19 protein-coding genes are annotated in these 24,243 nt (G+C 68.1%); 2 read left to right on the forward strand and 17 right to left on the reverse strand.

Translation table 11 applies throughout. From position 1 onward, the window contains the following. Nucleotides 1-150 precede the first annotated feature (150 nt). The 14 genes from DRB17_RS14815 to DRB17_RS14880 all read right to left on the reverse strand — a co-directional run bounded on the left by DRB17_RS14815 (nucleotide 151) and on the right by DRB17_RS14880 (nucleotide 17,164). Nucleotides 151-1,560, reverse strand: a complete 1,410-nt coding sequence (locus tag DRB17_RS14815; protein ID WP_114583002.1) for a hypothetical protein — start codon at nucleotides 1,558-1,560, stop codon at nucleotides 151-153. Nucleotides 1,561-1,562: 2 nt separating this feature from the next. Then, nucleotides 1,563-2,501, reverse strand: coding sequence for a hypothetical protein (locus DRB17_RS14820; RefSeq protein ID WP_114583003.1), 939 nt, complete (start codon nucleotides 2,499-2,501; stop codon nucleotides 1,563-1,565). After that, the gene (locus tag DRB17_RS14825; RefSeq protein ID WP_114583004.1) at nucleotides 2,501-3,781 is read right to left on the reverse strand and encodes a hypothetical protein; all 1,281 of its coding nucleotides are present in this window, start codon (nucleotides 3,779-3,781) and stop codon (nucleotides 2,501-2,503) included. Before DRB17_RS14825 ends, DRB17_RS14820 begins: the two co-directional genes overlap by 1 nt. 39 nt (nucleotides 3,782-3,820) lie before the next feature. Further along, on the reverse strand, nucleotides 3,821-5,113 hold the full coding sequence (locus tag DRB17_RS14830) for a hypothetical protein (RefSeq protein WP_114583005.1): 1,293 nt from the start codon (nucleotides 5,111-5,113) through the stop codon (nucleotides 3,821-3,823). Between the two features lie 26 nt (nucleotides 5,114-5,139). Beyond that, on the reverse strand, nucleotides 5,140-6,186 hold the full coding sequence (locus DRB17_RS14835) for a hypothetical protein (protein WP_114583006.1): 1,047 nt from the start codon (nucleotides 6,184-6,186) through the stop codon (nucleotides 5,140-5,142). Nucleotides 6,187-6,224: 38 nt separating this feature from the next. Next, nucleotides 6,225-8,165, reverse strand: coding sequence for a hypothetical protein (locus tag DRB17_RS14840; protein ID WP_114583007.1), 1,941 nt, complete (start codon nucleotides 8,163-8,165; stop codon nucleotides 6,225-6,227). Between the two features lie 3 nt (nucleotides 8,166-8,168). After that, a complete protein-coding gene (locus tag DRB17_RS14845) occupies nucleotides 8,169-9,623 on the reverse strand; it encodes a S8 family peptidase (RefSeq protein ID WP_114583008.1) in 1,455 nt (484 codons plus the stop codon). Beyond that, complete coding sequence (locus tag DRB17_RS14850; protein ID WP_114583009.1) at nucleotides 9,620-10,489, reverse strand: hypothetical protein; 870 nt, start codon at nucleotides 10,487-10,489, stop codon at nucleotides 9,620-9,622. Before DRB17_RS14850 ends, DRB17_RS14845 begins: the two co-directional genes overlap by 4 nt. Then, nucleotides 10,486-10,722, reverse strand: a complete 237-nt coding sequence (locus tag DRB17_RS14855; protein ID WP_114583010.1) for a hypothetical protein — start codon at nucleotides 10,720-10,722, stop codon at nucleotides 10,486-10,488. The genes DRB17_RS14850 and DRB17_RS14855 overlap by 4 nt, the downstream gene beginning before the upstream one ends. After that, nucleotides 10,719-11,903: a hypothetical protein gene (locus tag DRB17_RS14860; protein ID WP_114583011.1), complete on the reverse strand. Its 1,185-nt coding sequence runs from the start codon at nucleotides 11,901-11,903 to the stop codon at nucleotides 10,719-10,721. Before DRB17_RS14860 ends, DRB17_RS14855 begins: the two co-directional genes overlap by 4 nt. Before the next feature lie 21 nt (nucleotides 11,904-11,924). After that, nucleotides 11,925-13,091, reverse strand: coding sequence for a hypothetical protein (locus DRB17_RS14865; protein ID WP_114583012.1), 1,167 nt, complete (start codon nucleotides 13,089-13,091; stop codon nucleotides 11,925-11,927). Nucleotides 13,092-13,104: 13 nt separating this feature from the next. Continuing rightward, a complete protein-coding gene (locus tag DRB17_RS14870) occupies nucleotides 13,105-15,783 on the reverse strand; it encodes a C40 family peptidase (RefSeq protein ID WP_114583013.1) in 2,679 nt (892 codons plus the stop codon). A gap of 42 nt (nucleotides 15,784-15,825) precedes the next feature. Continuing rightward, nucleotides 15,826-16,050, reverse strand: coding sequence for a hypothetical protein (locus DRB17_RS14875; protein ID WP_114583014.1), 225 nt, complete (start codon nucleotides 16,048-16,050; stop codon nucleotides 15,826-15,828). A 208-nt stretch (nucleotides 16,051-16,258) separates the two neighbouring features. Next, nucleotides 16,259-17,164, reverse strand: a complete 906-nt coding sequence (locus DRB17_RS14880) for an AfsR/SARP family transcriptional regulator (RefSeq protein ID WP_114583015.1) — start codon at nucleotides 17,162-17,164, stop codon at nucleotides 16,259-16,261. 294 nt (nucleotides 17,165-17,458) lie between these two features. Here DRB17_RS14880 and DRB17_RS14885 point away from each other — a divergent pair, with 294 nt between their 5' ends. Then, complete coding sequence (locus tag DRB17_RS14885) at nucleotides 17,459-18,436, forward strand: NAD(P)H-dependent flavin oxidoreductase (protein ID WP_114583016.1); 978 nt, start codon at nucleotides 17,459-17,461, stop codon at nucleotides 18,434-18,436. 295 nt (nucleotides 18,437-18,731) lie between these two features. On the opposite strand, the gene DRB17_RS14890 is transcribed toward DRB17_RS14885, so the two are convergent. The 3 genes from DRB17_RS14890 to DRB17_RS14900 all read right to left on the reverse strand — a co-directional run bounded on the left by DRB17_RS14890 (nucleotide 18,732) and on the right by DRB17_RS14900 (nucleotide 23,143). Then, nucleotides 18,732-21,509, reverse strand: coding sequence for a cation-transporting P-type ATPase (locus DRB17_RS14890; protein WP_421778960.1), 2,778 nt, complete (start codon nucleotides 21,507-21,509; stop codon nucleotides 18,732-18,734). Between the two features lie 70 nt (nucleotides 21,510-21,579). After that, nucleotides 21,580-22,644 carry an NAD(P)-dependent alcohol dehydrogenase gene (locus DRB17_RS14895; protein ID WP_114583018.1) on the reverse strand — a complete coding sequence of 355 codons (1,065 nt, stop codon included), beginning with the start codon at nucleotides 22,642-22,644 and terminating at the stop codon, nucleotides 21,580-21,582. Between the two features lie 214 nt (nucleotides 22,645-22,858). Further along, nucleotides 22,859-23,143, reverse strand: a complete 285-nt coding sequence (locus DRB17_RS14900; protein WP_114583019.1) for an Arm DNA-binding domain-containing protein — start codon at nucleotides 23,141-23,143, stop codon at nucleotides 22,859-22,861. A 366-nt stretch (nucleotides 23,144-23,509) separates the two neighbouring features. Between DRB17_RS14900 and DRB17_RS14905 the strand changes: the two genes are divergently transcribed. Further along, nucleotides 23,510-24,148 carry a helix-turn-helix domain-containing protein gene (locus DRB17_RS14905; RefSeq protein ID WP_241503854.1) on the forward strand — a complete coding sequence of 213 codons (639 nt, stop codon included), beginning with the start codon at nucleotides 23,510-23,512 and terminating at the stop codon, nucleotides 24,146-24,148. Nucleotides 24,149-24,243: the final 95 nt, after the last annotated feature.

Raw genomic sequence — 24,243 nt, forward strand, 5'->3', positions numbered from 1 at the left:
ATAAAAAAGCCCCCTATCCCGTCAATCCGACAAAAAAACCGCCACGCGGACCGGCCAAACCGGCCCTCGTCAAACTCCTCGCCGCAAATGACCGTATCGCAAAGGTCCCCCCGCAGGGGAGACGCCTATTTGTCGTTTATCATCGGTCCCTTAGTCGCTCCCCGGCGGGGGAGCTGCCCGCGTAGCGGGCTGAGAGGCGTTTTCTCCGCCGCCAGAGTTGCCGCCGCCACCGCCTGAGCCGCCGCCTGTTTCGCGCTGTCCGCCGGGCGGCTCGGGGACGTCGATCTGTGGCTGCTGGCGTGGTTGCAGGCGGGTTTCGAGTTGCTGGCGGCGCTGTTCGTCGCGCTGGTGCCGGGCTTGCCGGCGCTGCGATTCCCGCTCGCGCGCGGCGGCGATTTCGGCCTGCGGGTTGCGGCTGTTCGCCATGATGCGGTTCTGCTGGTTCTGCGTCGCCATGCGGTTGAGCGGCAGGTAGTCGCTGTGGAAATTCAGCTCGACCGAGGAGTTCAGTTCCAGGTCGGTGTTCAGTTCCTCCGTGGTGCGCGAGCTCTGGGTGTTCACATAGCCGATGGTGTTCTGCATGGATGCGCTGACACCCCACGGCCCGGCGCCGAAGCGTCCCCGCGCCGCGCTGGTGTGGCGGAAGTCGAAGGTGCTGCCGGTGTCGCTTTCCGCGGCGCTGCGCGTGTCGATGTGGAAGCGCATCGAGGCGTTGATGCGGCCGTGGTCGATGACGATCCGCTGCATGCCAAGCATAACGAGCGTTGCCAGCATTTGCTGGCGATTGCGCGAAAGCTGCCGCCGGGCGAGGGGCACCAGCACGCGTTCCGGGTCGCCGCGCGGAACCGTCTCGTTCTCCGCCAGCCCAAGCTCGACCCGAAGCGCCTCCTCCGACGGCCATTCGCCACCCTGACGCAGGATAAGCCGTGCGCCGCTCCCGGAATCGGCGAAATCGGGATCGCCGGCGAAGAAGTCGTCCTCTTCCTGTTCGCCGCCGCCGCGCACCTCGAAGCTGCCGGGAAAGCGCTCGGCCAGCCATTGCCGGGCGCGCGGCGCGCCGAAATTGGTGTCGGCGAAACCCTCGGTCGACGCGGAGACGTTGTTAAGCAGTTCCACGTAGGCGTTCATCTGCTGCATGTTGGAATCGAGGACCGCCTTGAAGACGCCGTTCACAAGCTCGGTGACGAAGCGCGGGAAGGAAACGGCGTTCAGGATTCGCCGCGTCACGCCGGCGACGCGTTCCGCCGAGACGCCGCTGAACTCGTCGCCCGCGGCCAGCGGTGCCGCTGTTGCCGCCGCTGCCGCCGCGGGTTCGGCGGCCAGGTTGCGCTCGGCCTCCGCCTCGCTGTCCGCCTCCTCGCGCATCAGGGAGAGGGCGAGATCGCTGAGGCGGACCATCGCGTGGGCCAGTTCCCGGCGCTTGCCGGCTTCCAGGTGCTTGTACTCGGGCGCGCGGTCCAACAGGTCGCGGACGTTGGCGCGGACCAGCGCGAGTTGCTGCTCCGCCGGCGGCGTGCCGGGCGGGGCCTGTGCCGCCGTCTCGGGCGCGGCCGCCGTCATGATCAGCCCTCGGCCGGGCCGGATGCGCGGCGGCCTTCGTAGAGGTCGAGGCTGGCCAGCAGCCAGATGTTGGCGGCCTGCAGCACATCGTCGGGCGGGCGCAACCCGCCGAAGGAGCCGCCGCGCACGCCGCCCAGGCTGTCGGCCAGCCAGGTCAACAGGTCGAAGCCGGCCTTGGCGCGGCGGACGTGCGGATCGACGCGCATGCGCCCACCCCGCTCGCCGTAAAGCATGTGGATACGCCTGACGGCGTCCCAGACGCCTTGCGCGGCTACGGCGGCCTGGACGCTCGGGTCCTTCAGGATCTTCACCGCCGCATCGATCAGTTCCAGCAGGGATTCGGCGAGGTAGAGCCCGATGCCGCCGCTGCGGGTCAGCAGATTGTCCGCCAGCGCGTCGGCGGTGGTCTGGATACGCACCGTCTCGCCGGCATGGATATCGTCCCGTTCGCGTCGGCCATAGGCGGCCAGGGCTTCGGTGAAGTCGATCATCGCGCGCTCGAACCCGGTGTTCTGGGCGTTGCGGATGGAGAACGTAACGTCGCTTTCGGTCCCGAACAGGCGGGCGAAGGTGGCCAGGCGCTCCGCGCGGGCCGGGCGGTCGCGGCGGGTGCGCCAGAAGGCGTGAAGCTGCTGCGCGCCGGCTCCGTCGATACGGCGCACGCCGCCGCTGGCGAAGAGGCCGGCCAGGGTCTCGACGGCGGAGATCAGGCCCGCCTGCTCGACTTCCGAAGCGAGGTAGAGCACCGCCGTGGCGCGCAGGTTGGACTGGTCCGCCGGCGTTGCGGAGGCCGGCGGCAGGTCGATGACGCCCAGGTCGCCAAGCTGCATGGCCAGCGCCCGAGCGCCTTGCAACAGGCCCCGCGCCCGCGACAACGCGGTTTCCAGCGCGATCGGCCGGTCCAGCGACACGGGCAGGGCGGGGGCGCGGGACGGGCTCATCACGCGTCCTCGACCGGTTTTTCAAGCGGCTCGGCGTTGCCCTGGATCGCCGCGATCATCTGCGGCGTCGCCAGCTTCTCCATCGGGAAGTAGTCGCTCTTGAAGTTCACGCGCACTTCGCCGGACAGCCGCGCCTTCACTTCCGCGCGGGACTCGGAGGTTTCGTCAACCGAGGACTGGACGGTGGCCATGTGCTCGCTGGTGTGCGCGATGGAGCCGCTGGCCTTCACCGGCGAGAACCAGCCGCCGTAGCGGAAGCTGGTGCGCGCCTCGGTCTTCTGCTTGGCGATGTCGCTCATCGAGGCGCGCGAACGCCGCTGTGCCAGATCCGAGGCGCGCAGGCCGAAGATCACCTTGGCGTTTATCAAGCCATCCGTAACTACTATTCGATTAATTCCGAGCATCACCATGGAGGACAGGAGTTGCTGGCGCGCGCGGGCCATGTTGAGGCGCGCGGCCATGACCAGCCGCTGCTCCTGCCGCTCGTCGGAGAGGTCGTTCACCGGCTCCTGCAATTGCAGTTCCTCGGAGATGCGGCGAAGCTGCTCCTGCGGATTGTCGCCGGTAGCCTCCAGGCGGGGGCCGCCCGATCCCTCGCCGTCGCCTTCCCCTTCCTCGGCGAAGGTGCCGAAGCCGCCGAAGGCGTCCTCGCCGCCGGTCTGGATCTGCAAGGTGTCCGGGTAGTTCTGGGAGAGCCAGTCGCGGGCGTTGTTGGGCGTAATGTTGTCGCGGGCGAATTCGTCCACCGTCTTGGCGACGTTGGCCAGCAAGGCGCCATACGCGCGCATCTGCTGGATCGAGCTTTCGACGATGGCCTGGAACACATTTTCGATCAGCCCGCCCACGAAGGCCGGGAAATCCACGGTCTGCACGAGTTGCCCGAAGCTCTCCACGCCTTGCCGCACTGCGCCGGCCTGAAAGTCCTCGCCGGCGAAGCCAGGGTCCTGGGCGGCGCGCCGGCGGGCGATGTCGGTGGCGCCCCGCAGGGGTCGTGCGGTGGGGGCTGCCTCCGTTTCCACCGCCGCCGGCTGCGCGGTTTCCTCCACCGGCGCGGTCGGGGGCTTGAGCACGCCGCCGCCGGGGGAAAGCTCCTTCGCCGCCAGGCCGTCCGGGTTGGCCATGTAGGCGGCGACCTTGACCATGTTCTCGGCGATGTTGCGGCGCTCGTCGTCGGAAAGCTCCTTGAACGCCTGCGCGGATTGCAGGATGCCGCGCACGCTCTCCCGCGTCGGGGCGAGCGTCTGTTCGTCCAGCCAAGGCCTGTCCGCTCTTGTCGCCATCGCTGCGTGTCCTCCCGCGAATGCTGCTTCGGACGGGGCCTAGCCCTCTTCGGCGGACCGTTCGCTTCCCTGACGTGATGTCTCCGAGACCTGCTCGCGGGCGTTGCCCGGACGCGAGGCGTCGCGGATGCGGCCGATCTGGAAGGAATCGGCCATTTCCTCCAGCGGGAAGTAGTCGCTCTTGAAGTTGATATCGACGTTGCCGGCCAGCGACGCGGCGGTCTCCAGCGAGCCGGTGACGTTCTCCTGCGTCGCCGAGGCCAGCTTCAACGCCGGCTGGCTGGTGTACTTGTAGGTGCCCTTGGCCCAGCGCTGGGCGCCCCGGTTGCGGCTTGAATACTCGGTCCCTTCTTCCGTGTCGCTGGAGCTATAGGAGCTGGAGCCCTCGTCGCTGCGCCGTTCGAACTCGCCTTCGCCCGTGACCGTTCGCAGGCGGCGGTCGTAGTCGAAGCGCGTGGCGCTGCGCTGATAGGCCAGGTTGTCGCGGGCGCGGAAGTTGTAGAGGACCTTGGCGCTTATGCGGCCGTCAGTAACTACTATTCGGTTAATTCCCATTAGGACCATGGTGGCGAGAAGCTGCTGGCGACTCGTCGCAAGCTGTGTCCGCGCGGCCGGGACGACGCGCTCCTCGATGGTCTCGTCGTCCAGCGAGGTGATCGGGTCGCCCTCGATCGGCAGGGATTCGTTGACCCGCCGTGCCGCTTCGCGGTCGTCCGCGTCGTCGCGCAGCTTCACGCGCGGGCCGGTCTCGCCGAAGAAGCCGGTATCGACGGAAAGCTCGAAGAAGTCCGGGAACTGCTCGACCAGGTGGTCGCGCCCCTGGTTCACCGAGACGTTCTCGTCGCGGAACTGGTTCAGCGTCTTCGCGACCGAGGCGACCAGCTCGCCATAGGCTTCCATCTGCTGGATCGAGGCATCGACGATGGCCTGGAACACGTTCTGGATCAGCCCGCCCACGAAGCTGGAGAAGTTGACCTCGCGCAGCAGCATGCCGGCCACCGCCGCGCCCTCGCGCGCGGACTGCGCCTGGAACGCCGGCCGCCCGCCTTCGCCCTCGGCGGCGAAATCACCCTCGGCCATCGGCATGGCATAGGCGTCGCCACCGGTCTTGCCCGATTGGCGGGCGCGGGCGATCTTCTCCTGCGGGATGCCGTCCGGCGCGCCCAGGTAGTCGACGATCTCGACGAAGTTCCTGGCGATGTCGCGCCGTTTGTCGGCGGGCATCGCCTGATAGGCCTCGCTCTTCTCAAGCAGCGAGCGGACCTTTTGCCGCGCCTCCGTGAAGCGTTCCGGATCGAGGTGCGGCTTGGCGGCGGACGCGCGCGCGGTCATCTCGAATATCCTCCCAGTTGGCGGGATCAGGCGGCCGTCGGCGGCGGCACGGCGGCTTCGGCCGGCATCGGCACCTCGAAGCCCATCGGACGCAGATACAGGCTGACGTGGGCCGACTGCTTGGGCGTGACGCGGATGCTCAGCACCGAGAAGTCGCCGGGCAGGTCGGACTCGTCCGGCGTGAAGGCGTTCAGCCATTGGCCCAGCGCGCTCAGGTGCCGGGGCCGCTCCACCAGGCCCAGCTTCAGCAGCTCGACGAAGCTGGGCGGCAGGTCGTCCAGCATGCCGAGCAGCACCTCCAACTTGAACTCGGGCCCGTCCGGCGTGTTCGACAGGCCGATCAGCACCGTGCCCTCCGGCAGGTCGAAGCGCCCGCCCAGCGCCAGGCCCATCACCCGCATCAGGCCGGGAAGCTGGTGGCTCAACCCCAGGCGTTCCAGCAGGATGCGCAGGTCGTCGCTTCTCAGCGGGCCGCGCTGGTACAGGGTCGCCCGCTGCCGGCCATGGCGGCGTCCGCAGGTGATGGTGGTGAATAGCGGTGCCAGTGTCGGCAGGGCGTCGGTGGCATCCCGCACGATGCGCGCAAGCTCCGTCGGCAGGACGTCGAGCTGCCCGTCTTCCAGCTCGTAATAAACCTTCGAGGAATAAAGGCCGTCGGAGTCGAAGCCGCTGCCGAACCAGGCGCCGAAGCCCTGGCCGGACATGCGGCCCATCCCACGCCAGGGCTCGCTTGTGCGGTCGAACCAGTGCAGCGCCCCGCGGCCGAACAATTGGCCGACAAGGCCGCGCATGTAGCTCGTCGCCTCGTTGCGCCGTACAGTGGGCGAGGCCTGCGGGCCCAGCGGCTCCATCGTGAACCGCAGGGTGCGCGGTTCGGCCTCCGAGAACGACGGCTCCAGCGGGACGGCGCCGGGGGAGAGGGCGTTGTCTCCATAACGTCCATCCCCTTCCGGCAGGTTGAAGCTCGCGTCGATCAAGGGGCCGACGAAGGGCAGGGGGTCCTGCGTGCCCAGCCGCGCGGCGGCTGTGCGGACCCGCTGCCTCACCGCTTCCGACATCGGTCGCGTGCGCATCGCATTATCTCCATTGCAGCGCGCGGGCGGTGTGGCGATCAGCTACGCCGCCCGAACGGAATGCCGACGGATTCCAGCGCGTCCCTGGCAACCTGCGGTATCCGCACGGGCTGGCTGCTGGGGATGTTGGCCTCGACGGGGTTGGTGCCGAGACGCTGGATGGTCTGCTCTCCCTGCGACGTCATCGCGAGGTACTGCTCGCACGCCACGGCCAGGTCGTAGTCGGTCGGATCGCTCAGCGCCTCGACCGGCCGGCTCATGCGCGGGTTGCGCAGTTCCTCGATGTCGATGATGCGGATCACGCTGGACGAGGCGAGCGCGCCGGCATTCTTCGCGCACCAGCGGATGATGACGGCCACGGCGTTCGCCACCGTCTTTGCCCGCGTGGTGTTGGAGCGCATGTTCAGCTCAGCGATCTTCACCTGGTCGATCACCTGCCACATGTCGTTTGCGCCATACATGCGCTGGACTTCCGGATCGCCCAGGAACCTGGAGATGTCGTTGATCTCCTTCTGCAGCTCGACCGCCGCGAAGTAGGCGACGCCGTAGGCGTGCAGGGACAGCCCCGCGGCAAGGTCGCGCAGCGACTTCCGGGCGCGTTCCTGGTTGATGAAGATCAGGTTCTCCGACTTGTTCAGGTCGCGCAGCAGCGTGACCACCGACGAGGCGGCGAGGTCCAGATGGTCGTAGAACTCGCGGTAGCCGCCGCCGTTCATCATCGGATTGCCGCCGGGGACGCCGAAGAGACGGGCGTATAGCGTGCGCCGCTCCTCCTCGCTGATCCTGACCGCCACCTTGCGCAGCACGACGTTGTAGAGGTAGTCGCCGGCGAAGCCCCGCGTGAACGGCAGGTAGCCGTACTGGAACAGCTCGGCGATCTTGTCGCGCACGGCCCAAAGGCCGGCTTCCTCCATCATCGAGGCGAAGAAGATCGCCTGCGCGGCGCGCAGGTTGTTCGCCTTGATCTCGACGACCGTGCCCGCCTCCAGGTCGGGCAGCATGATCTCCGTTGCGAAACCGGGCGTGTCGTCCGTGCCGGGCGAGACGACGTCCTCGATGCCGCTGCGGATATAGATCGGCAGCTTGTCGTCGTCGGCCTGCACACCGCTCTTGGACAGGTTCTGGGCGATGATGACCCAGCGCTTGGTGAGCGCCTCCGGCCGTGATGTGACGTCCGGGTCCTCGACCAGCGTCTTCAGCACCGCATCGTAAAGTTCGGCGTCGTTGTTGTATTCCGCCAGCGCGACGCTGACCTCGCTCTTGAAGCGCGAATGCTCCGGGTTGGAAAGGCCGTCGCGCTGCAGGACGCCGTAGACGGCGGCAAACGCCCGCTCGCGGAACGTCAGGCCGGCATAGCCCGGATTGCCGCCGTCCTTGTACTGGCTGGGCAGCATGCCTTCCAGGTGCGGGCCGATGGCCGGGTCCTGTCCGCCCGTGTTGAGATAGGGCCTCAGGTCCTCTTGCAAGGCCTTGTAGAGCGGATCGACGACCACCGGCGTCTGCCGGCGCGCTTTCTTCAGCGCATCGGCGGTTTTCTTGAGTTCATCCAGCTCGTGGCGCTCGCTGAGGGAGAGGACGCTGTCCTTTGCCCGCTTTTCGAGGCCTTCGAGACGCTGCTGCAGGGAGAGACGGGCGCGTTCCTCGTTCTCCTTGATGTCGATAAAGACGATTGGCTCGGCCATAGACTTGTGTCCTCCGTATCCTGACGATGGCCTGTCGGGCGGCGGGCCTTCGTTGTTGGAGCCGCCGCCGGACCCCTTGTCCCCGGGCCTTGCGCCCGTCTTCCCCTCGTCGCGCACGGTGTCCGCGCCGGAGCCCGGCTTTCCCGTGGGAGAGGCGCTCTTCGCCGGCGATGTGTCAGCGCTCGCCGGCGCTTCCTCGGAGGGCTTTCCGCCATCGCCGGATGTGCCCTTCGACGCTCCGGTGCCCTTCGGGTCCTTGTCGCCGGCACCGGGTTTCGGGTGTTTCTCGTATGCCATCGCTCACGCCTCCAATGCCGCGGGCTCGAAGTCCGTCGAGATCGCCAGCCGTCGGTCCAGGGCGGCCAGGGCCGCGCCCACGTCCAGGGTTCCCACGCCGACGCCCTCTCCGGCGGCCGTCCGCCACGGCCGCGCCGTGTGGACCAGCAGGTGCCGGATCTCCGACGCGCCGAGGGCAATGGCATGGCGCAGCGCGCGGCTCACCAGCAGCGCGGCCGCCCCGGCTACCAGCGGGGCCGCGAAGCTGGTGCCCGTCACCCACTGATAGCCCTCGATATCCGCGGCCAGCAGCCGCTCGCCGGGCGCGCAGAGGGCGACGTGGCTGCCGCGCGTGGTGAAGGGCGCCGGCCGGTCGTCCGCATCCACGGCGCCGACGGCGATGACGCCCGGAAGCGCGGCGGGATAGATCAACTCGTCCGTTGCCGTGTTGCCGCTGGCCGCCACCGGGATCGCGCCCTTGGCAATGGCATAGGCGACGGTTTCCGCGTGCGGCGGCGGGTCGCCGGGGCTTAGCGATGTCTGCGAGGTGCCGAAGCTCATGTTGACGATGCGCGCGCCCAGGTCGACCGCGTGCTTAAAGGCGAACTCGATATCGGGAATTGCGCCCAGGCCGACCACCTTGTCGCCGCCCGGCGGCATCGCCGAGGCCAGCGCGCGCACAGGCTGCGCGCCGCACTCGCCGGCAAGCCCCGGATGCAGCACCGTGCCCTTGGCCTTCAACAGGCTGGCGCAGGCGGTGCCGTGGCCGTTGTGGGCCTCGTCCGGGTCGATGTCGCGGGCCGAGAAGTCGCCCACCAGTGCCAGGCCGTGGCCGACCTCCTCCTGGCGGAAGTTGACGGCGTCGAAGCCGGCGCGAAGCTGGCCCGCAAGCTCGGGATGGCGCTTGGCCGTGCCGGTGTCGATGACGGCGACCACGACCGCCGGGTCGCCCGGCTCGATCTCGTGAATGCGGGTGGCACCGATACGTTCAAGCGTCGAGGCGCGCGCCTCCGCATCCCTTGGCGCGTCCTTCGGCGGAGGCGGTGGCGCCGGGGCGTCCTGCTCACTGACGCAGAAATAGTGCGGGATGGCCCAGTCCACGATGGCGAGTTGGCGCAGCGCATCGACGGCATCCAAGACGTTGCAGTGCTCGGCCAGGGCGACCTCGAAGATTCGCGCGACGCCGCAGGTGTGCTCCAGGTCGTCGAAGCCATGATGGCGCTGCCCCGGCTCGTGGGCGCAGGCGGCGTCGTGCAGGCGGGCGATCCGCGCCTGTCCGCCGAAGCGGCGCAGCAGCCGATCCAGCGCGCCGTGGCCAAGCTGCGCCTCCGGGGCCGCGCGGCCGGCGCGCACGTCGCTGCGCGTCGGCACCCGCTCCGGCGCCTCGCCGAGTGCCAGCTTCACGACCAGCCGGCGCGGCGCGCAGTACCCGCGCGCGGTTGGTGCCCAGGGCATGGCGAGGTATCCGGTGCCGGTCATGGCTTGGCCCCCGAATAGGCGGGATGCACGGTAATACCGGCGCCCAGCGCGAGGATCTGCGGGTCGTAGGCAAAGCTGAGGGAGCCGCCGTCGGCGAGATCCACATCGACGCGCCCTTCGCTGTTGCCCGCGGCTTGTGGCGCATCGACGATCAGCGCCCGGTCGCCGGCGTGGACCAGGGGCACGCTCTCGCCGTCCACCCGCACGCCGCGCACCGCCTCGCGGCGCAGATTGCGGCCCTCCAGCCGCAGGCGCAGGCGATCCGCCGGGCCTTCGCCACGGGGTTCGCCGTCGCCGTTCCGGGCGCGCGGCGCGGGCGGCTCGTCGTCGCGCACGATGCGGCGGACGACCGGGCGGCGCTCCTGCATCATCGCCTGGCGCAGGCGGAAGGCCGGAATGTTCGCCACGCGCTCGATGGTGCGCGGGTCGCGCTGCGGCAGCAGGCGTCGGAGCTGGTCGGCGTTGGTGATGCCCACCCACTCAAGCCGGCGGCGCTCCTCCTCGCTGAAGTGCTGCTTCAGGGGATCCTCTTCCTCGGCGGGTGCCTCGCCTTCCACTTCCATTTCCGGTTCGGGCTCAGCCGGCTGCATGGTCAGGCGATGCTCTTCCAGCATCGGGCGCGTGACGGTCGTGAAGGCGATGTTGAGGATGCTGGCCTCGCGCTCGCCGGGGGCGGCGGGGCGGATCTTCACCACCGACCCCTCCGCCTCGACCTGCGTGCGCAGTTGCAGGTTCAGCTCCTTCACCGCGAAGGTCAGGTGCGTGCTGGCCGCTTTCAGCGTCAGCGCCGCCTGCGCGCGGTCGAGCTGACTGCTCAGCGCGTTGATGAAGTCCTCCAGCGGCAGGCTTTCGTACTCTTCGCTCATGACTTGTGCTCCACAGAGCGGACCGAGATGCGGCAGCGGCTGGGCGCGATGTCAAAGCCGCCGCGCCAGCGCGAGCGCGGGAAGTCGGCCAGGATCTCCAGCGTCGGCGACACCGCCACCTCCAGCGGCAGGTCGAAGGCGACGTCGTCGATGCGCACGATGGCCGCCGCCTCGCCGCGCGGGCGCATCGATTCGATCAGTTCGAGCAGCGTGTCCTCCAGCCGGCGCATCATGTCTCGCCTCCCTCGCTATCCTGTTGCTGTTGCGCCGGCGATGTGGCCTGCGCTGGCTGCTGCTGGGGGGCGGCGCGCCGGCCGCCGCGGGCGTGGCGTTCCAGAAGCTGGATGGCGGCGGCATCCGCGAAGCGCTCCAGCGGTACGGTCTCGCTGGAAAAGTTGATTCGCACCTCGCCGAACAGCTCGGCCTGAAGCTGGCTTTCCGCCTGCACGTTGACGCCGACGGTGGAGACCAGCGCCTTCGGCTGTTCGTAGGTGTTGCTGCCGCGCCGCCCCCAGCGCTGATTGCTGCCGGTGGTGTCCTGCGAACTGGCGTAGTCGACGCTGGTGGTGTCCGCCGCCGCCGCGCGGATGCGGATGCGGGCGGAAATCAGGCCGCTGTCCACCCGCACGCGGTTCAGGCCCATCAGCACCATGGTCGCGAGGTCGCGCATCCGGTTCTCGGCGACCACGCGGCGGGCGGCGGGGATCAGCCGGCTTTCGACCAGCTCGTCGGTCAGTTCCTCGCCCGAAAGGCCGAAGTCGTCCAGCCACGCGGGCGAGCGGAAGGCGAAGGTGTCCTCTTCTTCGCCGCCGCCGCCCGGTTGGACGCGCAGGCGCGGGCGCCCCTGCGCACCGCTGGGGAGTTCCAGGCTGAGGTCGGCGGGGAAACGGTCCACCAGCCAGTCGCGCACCTGGTTGGGCGTGACGTTCTCGCGGGTGAAGCTGTCGATGTCCTTCGCCACCACGCTGACAAGCTCGGCGAAGGCCTCCATCTGCCGGATGCTGGCATCGACGATGGCGTCGAAGGTGCCGTGGACCAGCGAGGCGACGAAGTTGGCGAAGTCCAGCTCGTCGCTGACCGCGCCGGCCGCGCCGGCCAGGCGGTCCACCGCGCGCATCTGCTCGCGGCTGGGGTCGGGCGTTGCGACGTCGCCGTTGCCGTTCTCGCCCTCGGCGAAGGGGCGGGCGGCATAGGTTCGGCCCGTTGCGGGACGGGCGGCGGGCGCGTCGAGGGCGTATGGGTCGTGCGTTTCGCCGCCGCGCGCGGTGTGCAGCGCCTGGCGGATGCGGGTCAGGCTGTCGTCCAGGTGGTGGCGGGTAGCCGAGTCCAGGGCGGCATAGGCGGCCGAGCGCGGCAGGTGACCCTGCACCTCTTCAACCGCCTGCCGGGCCGCGTGGATTTCCTGCTTCGCCACCGTACCACTCCCGCTTTCTGGCTACCGGCCGGGGGTGGTGAAAGCGGCGCGCAGGGCCGCCAGACGGCGTTGGCGCGCGGCGTCGCCAATGGCGGCAAGGCGGGCCAGCAACTCGCTCTCTTTGGGCAGCGGCATCAGCCCGCGTTCGCGCACGCGGCGGGTCAGGCGGGCCAGCGTGGCGGCGTCCGCCTGGCCGCTGGCCGAGATGCCGTTCGCTGCTTGGAAGCCCCGCAGGTCGGCGTGGTTCAGGGCCGCCAGCGCGGTGCGCTGTTGCGTCTCCGCCGTGAACAGGCCAAGCGCCTCGGCGATGGCATTTCGCGCCGCCTGCGGCCCGCGCATGACCATGAGGTCGAAGGCGGCGGCCAGGGCGAAGCGGGAGCGCAGGCCGAAGTCGGCCAGAAGCCGCGAAAGCGGGCGCAGCAGGCCCTCGATGGCGTGCTCGTGCTGGGCGTTGCGGAAGATGTCCACCGTCGCGGTGTCCGCGAAACGGCGCTGCCATCCAGCGGAGGTCAGCGGTTCGCCGCCCACGGGTTGCAGGCGTGCCGCCGGATCGCTGGCGGTCGTCACCTGGATAAGTTGGCCAGCGTTCTCCGCGCCCATCACCTCGCCGAAGAGATCCGGGTCGCGCTCGCGCGCCAGCGACAGCACGGCACCCAGGTCGCCGCTGGCCTGCCGGAAGCGGGCGATGCCGTAGACAAGGCCGCTGCCCGCCTCGTCGGCGGCGGTGTGGCCATAGCCGGCCTCGCCGTTGTGCTGCTCGGCGACGCGGCGGACGATGTCGAACAGGTCGCTCAGTGCGCTTTCGCCCTCTTCACCCTCCGCTGGCTCTGGCTGTGCGGCGGCAGCGGCTTGTGCCTGGACCGGCGGCAGGTGCGGCTCGCTTTCCGGCTCGGAGACGATGCGAAGTTCGCCTTCCCGCTCCCCGCCCGCTGGCTGGGCGAAACCGGCTTCCGCGGCGAGGGGCGTCAGGTGCGGAGTGGCCTCGGGCTCGAAGGTGACGCGGTAGTCCGCCTCCTGTCCCTCGGCCTGGCCGTTGCCGCCGCCCGCGAAGGCGCGCAGGGCCGCCTCGGTGGCCAGTGGCTCAAGATGCGCGACCGTCTCGGGCTCGCTGACCAGGCGCAGGCCGTTCTCGGGCAGGGCCTTGGCGGCCGTCGGTGCGGCGGCGGGATAGGCGTACTCGGTATACATGGCGGCCTCCGCTTCACGCGCTGAGGGTGATGCCGGACTGCGTCCAGTGGCCCGTCCGGGTCACGCGGCCGTCGCCATAGAGGTGGACTTCCTGGACGTAGAGGTCGTTGTTCCCGACGGCGCGGTCGAACTCGTAGAAGAAGGTGATCTTGACGCCGGCCATGGTGCGGCCGTCCTGGGCCTGGAAGGCGCCGGGCAGGTCGCGGACCTGGGCGCGCACCGTCAGGTCGATGCCGATGGACCCGCTCATGTTCCGGGGCTGGGCGGCGACCTGCACGTTGCCGACGGAGCGGCCGTCGTAGCGGAAGGTGACGGGGAAGTGGGCGTAGATCTCGTCCACGCCGTACCAGTTCGCCAGCACCGGGCTTCGGATCAGGACGGTCTTGTCCTGCTCGTCGGCGGTGCGGCCCTTGTTGCTGGCATTGTCGCCGACATGCTTCCAGCCGTGGAAGCGCTCGACCGTCCACTCGATGTCGTCGGCATCGTCGGTCAGGCGTTCCAGCGTGGTTCCGGCGACAGCACCGGCCACCGCCTCGCCCACGACGGCCCACGCGGCGTGCGGGTGGGCGTAGGGCTGGCGGGAAGACCTCGACCGCCCGCCGCCGTGTGGCGTCTGGCCCAGGCTTTCCGCCGCCGCGCCATAGAAGGCGCCCGCCGGCATGGTGCCGCCGCCCATGCCCATTGCTTGCGTCGCGACGATGGGGCCGGCATCGACATAGTCGCCGTCGATGCGCTGGTCGCTGGAGCCGGACAGCGATGTGGGGCCGTTTCCGGCCGCCACGGGGTTGTAGGCGTAGATGCGCCGCTGGTTCACGTACAGCTCGTAGGCGGGGAAGCGGTCGTGCGTGCCGTAGACGCGGGCGCGGACGTTGTCGCCCTCGCGCAACAGGAACACCGTGATATGCGCGTCGATATCCGGCGAGCCGGGCAGCAGGGGCAGGTTGCCCTCGACATGGAAGGTAACCGGCGTGGCGTCGCCCGCCGCGCCCTCGATGTCGGAGCGCAGCGAGCCGCCGCCCAGGCGCAGCGACAGGTTGTCGTCGCTAAGCCGGTGCCTGGCCCTATCGGTTGGTGTGGCGCCTTCGCGGACTTGCTTCCACCAGTCCGGCTTGCCGCTGACGTCGCTGACGTCGCTGGCGTCATATTCCAGGCTTTCGGCCCAGTGGCGGTCGACGACCGTGACTTGCGGCGCCGCGCCGGGCGCGCCCAAGCGGACGCGGCCATGGATCTCCGCCCGGCTGGTGCCGCGGCTGTAGTCGAACGACCGGCCGTCGCCGCCGAAGGCCTTGACGGTGCCAAGGGCCGGCACGTCCATGCCGATGGCGGGTGCCGGGATGAAGACACGCAGTTTGACATCGACCTCGGGCATGGCGCCGCCGAGGGTGCGGGCGCCGGCGCGGGGGTGGCGCATGTGGCTTAACTGGTCCACGGTAACCTCCGCCTTCAGGTGGCCGACGTAGCCGATGGGCATCAGCACATCGGCGATGTCGCCTGGTGAGGACCAGTGCGGAGGTGTCTCGCTCAGCGGCAGGCCAACGCGGCGATAGGCCTCCAGCACCAGTTCGGAACAGAAGAACTTGTCGTCGTTGTCGGTCCCCAGGACGACGCGGCGCCGCTCGTCGCTGTCGGGGCCGACGCGGAAGCGGGCCTGGCGCAGGATGCCGCCGAAGTCGTAGTCGTGACCGATCAGCCCGCGCAGGGTGGAGACCAACTGTCCCGCCATCTCGGCCGTAAGCGAAGGGTGACGGAAGGCGACGGCGACGCTGGCATCCGCAATCGCCTCGGCCAGCCCGCGCTCGACGACGCCCTCGGCGACGGACTCGATGACCTTGTGCGTGCCGGCCTCGTCCGGGCCGATGTAGACCATGGAATGGCTGACGTGCTGGCCCGTTGCGCGCCGGATCGCGGCCGAGATCGGGTTGTCCCCGGTGGACAGGATGATATCGCCCATCTCAAGCGCCGAGGTGGCGATAGACCGGCCGCCGGCGCCGGGGTCGAGCGGGATGTCGCCGGCCATCGGCGCAGCCGGTTGCGGCATCGGGCCGAAGCCGTCGTCGTAGACGTAGGACTGCGCCGCCACCTCGCCGCCGTTGCCATTGCCGTTGCCCGCGCCATTCGGCTGCTGGGCGCCCTCCCCGTTGCCGTTCCCGTTCATTCCAGGTCCGGGGGCCGGCGGGGCGGCGGTGGCCGGCTCCTTGCCGGGGCGTGCCGCATCGCCCGCCCAGGTCAGGAAGGCCGAGTCGCCGTTGCTGTCGCCATAGTCGACCAGCTCGCCGCGCGGGTTGGGCGCGCCCAGCGTGCGGCGCAGCGTCCGGCCCGTCAGGCCGCTGATGTCGACATAAGGACGGCGCTCGTCCGGCCAGACGATCTTGATCGGCTGGCCGCCGCTTGGCCGGTCGAAGGCGGCGACCCCGTGATAGAGCCGCTCCTGCCCGACAAAGCGCGCCAGGATCGCCGCCGGCAGCACGAAGACGGCCTCGCCGCGCTGGGCTTCCATGCGCTCGCGGTAGCCGCGCGTGGAGAAGAAGTTCTCGGCTGTCCGCCGTGCCTGGTTTTCCGGGCGGGCGAGGGTGGGGTCCGTGGTCACCACCACCTCGATCCAGCGCGGTTCGTTGCCGGTGCGGATCAGGTAGGAGGTGGACGGACGCGTATCCGAGCTGATCAGGTGATTGGGCTGGATGGAGACGGTCATCGTACAGCTTCCTTCGGCAGCGCTCCGGCGGACGGCATCGGTTCAGGCGCGGCGTTTGCCGGCGCGCCGGCGGATGAGGCAGGCCAGCGCGTCGGGCAGTTCTTCCCAGCTTTCGAAATGGACGGGGCGGAGGCCGGCGCCGCTTGCGCCGTCAGGTGAGATTTCCCGGACGGAGCCTCGCCAGAACGGGGCCTCGCCCTCGATTTCGCGCGGCTCCAGCCACATCGTGACCAGGAAATGCCGCCGTCGCAGTGTCGGCTCATCCACCTTGTTCTCCCTGGCCGGCCGTCGGGCCCGTGCCCGCGGCCCAGCATCCCCGATGGGGCAGCGGATCAGACGGCGGTCTCTCGCGGCACACGGCGGAGTCACCTGGCGATCACCTGATGTGATCGGACGTGATTCGGCACGGTCCAGCCTGTGGCCGGACTTGAGAGAACGGCGGTGGGAGGTGGCGGAAAATGCGGCTTGGGTGGGATCAGGCCTCTGGCTCGGCCTCGTTGTCGTCCGGTTGGCGGCAGACGCGCTGAAGGATCGACTGGGCCAGCATCAGGTGCTTCAGCGCCATTTGAATCTCGGTCGCGGTCCTGTCGCGGGTGGCGTCGGCAAGCCTTTCCGCCACGCTTGGCAGCGCGTGCGTGCTGACAGCCGCGTTGAGGGCGAGGACCGTCTCCGGCATCGGATCGGCGTCCAATTCCACCCGGAGGAGTCGGGCGCAGGCCTCGAACTGGCGGCGGGCGGCGGTGCGCTCGCCCAGGGCGCCGTGGCACTGGATCAGGGTGCGGTGAACGTGTTCCAGCAGCGGATCGTTCTCCAGCAACTGGCGCCCGACGTCGATGGCCTGCATCCACTGGCTTGCGCCAAGATGATGCTGGAGCAGATCCTCCTGCGCCTTGATGTAGCGGGCGCGCAGGTTCTCGCGGACCAGCATGACCCAGTCGTCGTCGTGGCTGACCAGGAAGTCGCCGCGATAGATGGCGATCGCCTCGGCAAGTCGGCGGTGCGCGGCTTCGTCGTCGCTGAGGGCGGGAAGTCCCCGCGTCATCGCGTCGAATGTGCCGACGTCGGAGATCACCGGCGCGTCGGAACGGATGGCGACGCTGTCGCCGCAGGTGTCGAACACCGCGTCGGGGTCGACGCCCGCCGAGCGCATCACCTCGCGCAGCCGCCACATCGTCGTATTGAGACAGCGCCGGGCACGATCCTCGCTGGCCTCGGCCCACAACGTTCCGGCCAGGCGCGAACGGTCGCCGCGCTGATCCGGCGAAACCAGAAGCCATCCCAGAAGCGCCCACCCCTTGCGCAGATTCAGGAACAACTCACGGTCACGGTACAGCAAACGCTGGCGGCCAAGCATGTATATTTCGAGTGCGACAGACGCCATCCCCAGATGTGTCCACTCGGAATATTGCGCTTTAAGGAGCGAAACGGTTATCTAACGATAATACTTATTTAAGGTTGCGGGCCGACGAACTCTTAAGTGGTGGCACACCGATGTCACAACGCGGCACGCCGAAAGTCACCTTCGCACTTGAACGCAGGATCGCCGGCCGGCCCGCTGCAGGCCGGGTGGAGGGACGGTCCTTGCGGTTTCGACAGGCGCGCGGCAAGGTCTGGGGCGCGGCGGCCCTTCGATGGTTCCGCCTCTATGGGTGTGGTGGTGTTGAGGAGAAGAACGATGGCGTCTTCGAGCGGCGGCGTGTGGGACACGCCCGTAACCCGGTTGCTGGACTGCGAACTGCCGATTGTGCTTGCGCCGATGGGCGCGGTGTCCGGCGGCGGGCTGGCCGCGGCGGTCGCGCAGGCCGGCGGGTGCGGGTTGCTGGGACCTGGATACCTGGACGAAACCTGGATCGAGCGGGAGTTCGACAACGCCGGCAACGCCCCGGTCGGCATCGGCTTTATCACTTGGCATCTCAGCCGGTACCCGGAGCGTCTGGACGCGGCGCTGGCGCGGAAGCCGTCGGCGGTGATGCTGTCGTTCGGGGACGCGTCCCCCTTTGCAGCGCGCATCAAGGATGCCGGCGCGCGCCTCATCATGCAGGTGCAGACGGTCGCCGACGCCGAGCGCGCGGCCGAGCTTGGCGCCGACCTGATCGTGGCGCAGGGCACGGAAGCGGGCGGTCACGGCGCCAGCCGCGGGACCTTCGCGCTGGTCCCCGCCGTGGCGGACGCGGTGGCGCCGGTGCCGGTGATGGCCGCCGGCGGTGTCGCCGACGGACGCGGCATGGCGGCCTCCTTCATGCTGGGCGCGGCGGGCGTGCTTGTCGGCACCCGGCTTTTCGCGACGCGGGAAGCGCTGGGCCACGCCAACGTCAAGGCCCGCCTGGCCCAGGCGCGGGGCGACGAGACGCTGCGCACGCAGATTTTCGACATCATCCGCGGCATCGACTGGCCCTCGGGCTACACCGGCCGGGCCGTGCGCAACGATTTCGCCGCACGCTGGGACGGTCGCGAGGACGAGCTGCTGACGGCGGTAGAGGAGGAGCGGCCGCGCTTCCAGGCAGCCGTCGAGGCCGGCGACACCGACGGCGGGCTGGTCTGGGCCAGCGAATCCGTCGACTTGATCCGCGAGGTCGAGCCGGCGGGCGAGGTCGTCCGGCGCATGGCCGACGAGGCCGCCCGGCTGCTGGGCCAAGGCGCGCCGCTGCGCTGAAGTGGTGGGGGCGCATTCGCGCCGAAGCGGGGATCGTCCCTTGTATCTCTCAGTTGCCGTCCGGCGCAAAGCCGGCGAGGCTCGTACATGGCACTATCCTAGCCGGTGCAGCGCGCTTAGCTAGGATAGCCTCATCCAACAAATGTCGAAGGCCTGTGCCGCCAACCGTCCGCTGAGGGCAGGCCTGCCGCTGGAGCGGCCAGCCGAATACCCACACCAGCCGCTTGCTCGGCCGACCGTCAATCAAATCGGGTGCGGTCTTGGCCACAGAGGCGACAATTAGTCTTCCTCCGCATTATCGGAGCGCTCTTCTGGACCGAAGGAACGCCATAACGCGCTTTTCGAGTTCAAGGAGAACGAGAAGCGCGATCCCCACCGCGAGGATCACTGCACCGTCCTGGAACGCAACCGGTCGCGTATCGAAGAAGCGCTCCATCACGGATGCATAGGTGAATATAAACTGCAAAACCACTACCGTCGCGACAGCGATCAGGACCGGGCGGGTACCGAGAACACCTTTGATCGTTAGTGAGGGGGTGCGGAGATAACGCACGCTGAACAGGTAAAAGACCTCAAGAACGACGAGCGTGTTGACCGCTATGGTGCGTGCTTCAGCCACCTCCATGCCCTTGACGATCGCCCACTCGAACATGCCGAATATGCCGAGAAGAAACAGCGTGGACACCATGGCGATGCGCCACGCCAGAAAGCCGGAAAGAAGAGGCTCCCGCAAAGCTCTGGGCGGCCGGGACATGGCGTCGGGCTCAGTGGGTTCGAAGGCCAATGCGAGGGCAAGTGCGACCGAGCTGACCATGTTGACCCACAGGATCTGCAACGGCGTGATCGGCAGCGTAAGCCCTAGCAGGATCGCCGCCACGATACTCAGGGACTCGCCGCCGTTGATCGGCAGCAGGAAGACGATCGCCTTTTTGAGATTGTCGTAGACGGTGCGTCCCTCGCGCACGGCGGCAACGATGGAGGCGAAGTTGTCGTCCGCCAACACCGTTTCCGCCGCTTCCTTGGCCGCCTCCGTGCCCTTGACGCCCATGGCGACGCCGACGTCGGCACGGCGTAGCGCAGGAGCATCGTTGACCCCGTCGCCGGTCATCGCCACGACATGTCCCTCGGCCTGAAGCGCTTCGACGAGGCGAAGCTTGTGTTCGGGCGCGGCGCGGGCAAACACGTCAACCTCCCACGCGCGGCGTCGCAACTCGGGTTCGGACAGGGCCTCGATCTCCGGCCCGGTCAGCACGTCGCGGCTGTTGGCGAAGCCGATCTGCGCGGCAATGGCGCGGGCCGTGACGTGGTGGTCGCCGGTGATCATCTTCACCCGGATGCCTGCCGAGCGGCACTCCGCCACGGCGGAGGCGGCCTCTTCGCGGGGCGGGTCGATCATGCCAACGAGCCCGAGGAACGTCAGGTCGTGGTCGATGTCATCGAAGCGCAGCTCGCCGTGCGTGCTGTGAGTAGGCCGCATTGCGACCGCGAGTACCCGGTGACCCTCAGCCGCAAGGTGCTCCACCGCCCGGTGCCAATAATCGGGGTCCAGCCGCGTCGTCTCCCCCGCAGCCCGTTGTGTCGCGCACATCGTGAGCAGGCGTTCGGGCGCCCCCTTCACGAAGATCACCGCCGAACCGGTGTGGTCGTGGTGCAGCGTGGCCATCAAGCGGTGCTCCGCCTCGAAGGGGATGACATCGATCCGGGGCAGGTGCCTGGCCTCCACCTCGGGATTGAGCCCGGTCTTGTGTGCGAAGGCGAGCAATGCCCCTTCCATTGGATCGCCCTCAACCGTCCACACCCCGGCGTGCTCGCGGAGGCGCGCCTCGTTGCAGAGTGCTGCCGCCTGCGCCATCGCAATGAGTGCCGGGTCTTCTTCGGGGAGGAATTCCCGTTGGTCGCGCGACAGTCCGCCGTGCGGCGCGTAACCGACTCCACCGACCTCGTACCGATTCTCCCCGGTGACCGCCGCGCGCACAGTCATTTCGTTCTTGGTCAGGGTGCCGGTCTTGTCCGAGCAAATGACCGACACTGAACCCAGCGTCTCGACCGCGGGTAAGCGGCGAATGATCGCGTGGCGTTGCGCCATTCGCTGGACGCCGATTGCCATGGCGATCGTCAGGATGGCGGGCAATCCCTCGGGGATCGCCGCCACGGCAAGGCTGACCACGGCCATGAACATCTCGCTCGCGGTGTAATCGCGGGCGAACACGCCGAACGCGAAAACGAGCGCCGCAAAGCCGAGAACGGTGACCGTCAGCCACCGCGCGAACCGGGCGATCTGTCGCAGAAGCGGGGTCGCGAGCGGCTCGACCTGCGCCAGCAAGCGGCTTATCCGGCCAATTTCGGTGGCCGTGGCCGTCGCGACGACGACGCCTGTGGCCTGGCCATAGGTGACGAGCGTACCGGAATAGGCCATCGAAGCGCGGTCGCCAAGCGGAACGTTCGCGGCGACCGGTTCGATTCCCTTTGCAACGGGAACCGACTCTCCCGTGAGCGCCGCCTCGTCGATCTGGAGATTCTTCACACGTAGAAGCCGGATATCGGCCGGCACCTTGTCTCCGGGTTCGAGGATGACGAGATCGCCGGGGACCAGATCTTCGGCCGGAATGCCGGCCCGCTTGCCCTCGCGCAGGACTGTCGCCTGTGCCGACAGCATGTCCCTGATCGCCCGAAGTGATTCTTCCGCCTTGCCCTCCTGGGCGAATCCGATCGCCGCGTTGACCAGGCACACCGCCAGGATCACCGCAGCATCGGTAAAGTGACCGATCGCCGCGGTCAGGACCGCCGCGCCTAGCAATACTTGAATCAGCAGGTTTTCGAACTGTGCCAGAAAGCGGCGAACCGGGCCCCGGGTCTTTGGCGGCGGCAGGCGGTTCGGTCCATATGCTGCCAGTCGGCGCGCGGCTTCGGCTTGCGACAAGCCTTCGGGCGCCGTAACAGTGCTCTCCACTACAGTGTCTGGCGCCGCGGCATGCCAAGCACGATCGCCATCCGCGAGCCCGATGGCGCCTTGCCCAAAGGCGGGGTCCGGGGATCTGCGTGACATCTTCGTGGTTGACTCCCGACCGTTCATGCGTGAGCGAGACCTGTGCCGCCCGCGCTTAGGGGGCCCGCCCTTATGGGAATGTGGCGGTGCCGCGCTTTCAAGGCGTGATCGCGACCTTGAGCACGCCGTCGCGCTGATTCGCGAAAAGGTCGTAAGCCTCCTCGATCTTGTCGAGCTTGAAACGATGCGTTACCAGCGGTCGCGTATCGAGCCGGTCGGCGTTGATGACTTCCATCAGCCTGCGCATGCGTTCCTTGCCTCCGGGGCAGAGTGTGGTGACGATCTTGTGGTCGCCGAGCCCGGCGGAAAACGCATCCAATGGAATCGTCAGATCGCCGGAGTACACGCCGAGCGAGGACAGCGTTCCGCCCGGTCGCAGCACACGCAACGCAGCCTCGAACGTCTCCTGACGTCCGAGCGCTTCGATAGCGACATCGACACCGCGACCATCCGTCAAGCGCATGATCTCGTCCACCGGGTCCACCTTCGTGAAGTCGACCAGATGGTCCGCCCCCATTGTCCGGGCGATCTCCATGCGTTCCGGAACGGCATCGACACCGATGATGGTCGTTGCCCCCATGAGCCGGGCGCCCGCTGTCGCGGAAAGCCCGATCGGTCCTTGCGCGAACACGGCGACAGTGTCGCCGATCCGAACGCTGCCACTCTCGGCGCCGGCGAAACCGGTCGACATGATGTCGGGGCACATCAGCACCTGTTCGTCGCTGAGCCCGTCCGGAATCGGCGCCAGGTTCGCCATCGCGTCCGGAACCAGAAGATACTCCGCTTGGGCGCCGTCGATCGTGTTGCCGAAGCGCCAGCCGCCGAGCGGCTTGAACCCGTGCTTCGTTCCGGCGCCGTCCTGGGAGTGATAGCCGCACAGACATGCGGCACTGTGGCCGCTCGGGGTGATGGCCCCGGCGATCACGCGCTGGCCTTCTTCATATCCTTCTACAGCGGAGCCCAGCTTCTCGATGATCCCAACCGGCTCGTGACCGATTGTGAGACCTTTCTTGACCGGGTACTCGCCTTTTAGGATATGGACGTCGGTGCCACAAATCGTGGTTGTCGTAATGCGAATCAGGGCGTCGAGCGGGCCGATATCCGGTATGGGCTTTTCCTCGAGCGCAATGCGATTCGACTCCACGAAAACGGCAGCTTTCATTGTCCTTGTCACCGCTTTGTCCTCCAGGGCAATTTACGGTAAGTCCTTAGCACTGGATCAAATATAGATGCGGCGAGTATCTCATGACCTCGGCGACGATCCGCCCCTTCCGACATAACCGCACGGCGTCCCGCCCCGTCGTGCCGGCCACGAAGTGTTCGAGCAGCCGACCCCGCTTCGCTAGGGGCGTGTCCGCGCCGGACTTCGAGCCCGTTCAATTCACGGCACGGCGGGCGAATTGCCTTGGGGCGTTGCGGCCGATCAGGTCGCTGGCGATTCGCCTTGCCTGCTCGCACGAGACCGCGCCGGCGCTGGCGATGTCCTTCACGACGCGCCGGTCCGCCGATTTCGTCCGGTAATAAACAAAATATGTTGCCGGGCCTTCCGGCGAGACGCGGCAGCCGAAGCCGTAGAGGTCCGTGTCCCACAAGACTTCCAGGTGGCGGTCCTTTCCCTTCGCCGCGGCAACCGCCTGATCCGTCAACTGTAGACGAGACATGCGAGGCCCTCCCGTGACACGACGTTCGCCGCAGTTTCCCGATGGGCGTTGCCGGGCGGCATTGACATATGTCAATCGGATTTGATGTTCCGACTCATTAATAAGAAAAAAAATTGCGCAGCAGGAAATGCATTGCTAGCGTCGTCGCCCTGCGGAGCCGTGGCGCCATGAAGGTCGCGAAGCGCATTGTTGTCCCGTGTCATTCGCACTGCTGCGGTGCGGCTTTCCAAGGGCAAGATGGTTTCCGGCACAGTCAGGCTTGCCTCTTCCTCCTCCGGCGGTAACGTTGTCGAACGTGAAAAAATGTTGCGTTATGGTTGTCCCACCCGTTTGAGTGGGCGGGGCAGGGACGTGACGGAGGACGTGGTGAGCGAAGTCGACAGCAAGAACAAGCGTGGGGCGCGGCCTGCCGCGTCCGAAGAGCCCGAAGCGCGCGACAACCAGCTTGAGCTGGCGATCGGCACGCAGGTCCGGCAATTCCGTCAGGACCTGCACATGACGGTGGCGGAAGTCGCGAAAATGGCCGGGCTGTCGCCCGGCATGCTTTCCAAGATCGAGAACGGCATGACGTCGCCTTCCCTGGCCACGCTCCGCGCGCTGTCGCAGGCGCTGAACGTCCCGGTCACGGCGTTCTTCCGCAAGTACGAGGATCAGCGCGACGCCACCTTCGTCTCCCAGGGCCAGGGCCTGCTGATCGAGCGTCGGGGGACGCGGGCGGGGCATGAATACCGCTTGCTGGGCCATACGATCGGCAAGCGCATCAATGTCGAACCATACCTGATCACGCTTTCGGAAAGCTCGGAGATCTTCCCCCTCTTCCAGCATGCGGGGGTCGAGTTCGTCTATGTGCTGGAAGGCGAGATGGACTATCGCCACGGCGGCCAGACCTTCGAGATGAAGCCGGGCGATTCCCTGTTCTTCGATTCGGACGTTCCCCATGGCCCGGAACGCCTGAAAAAACTGCCAATCCGGATGCTCTCGCTACAGGCGCGCGCCGCCGAATAGATTACTCTCAGGAAAAACATATTCTCCTGTTGAACGGCGCCCCCGGGGCTGATACCTTCTCCTAAGCATTTCCTCTGAGTGGAGAAGGTTTCAGC

The organism is Ferruginivarius sediminum (assembly GCF_003344765.1).
Taxonomy (GTDB): domain Bacteria; phylum Pseudomonadota; class Alphaproteobacteria; order Kiloniellales; family Rhodovibrionaceae; genus Ferruginivarius; species Ferruginivarius sediminum.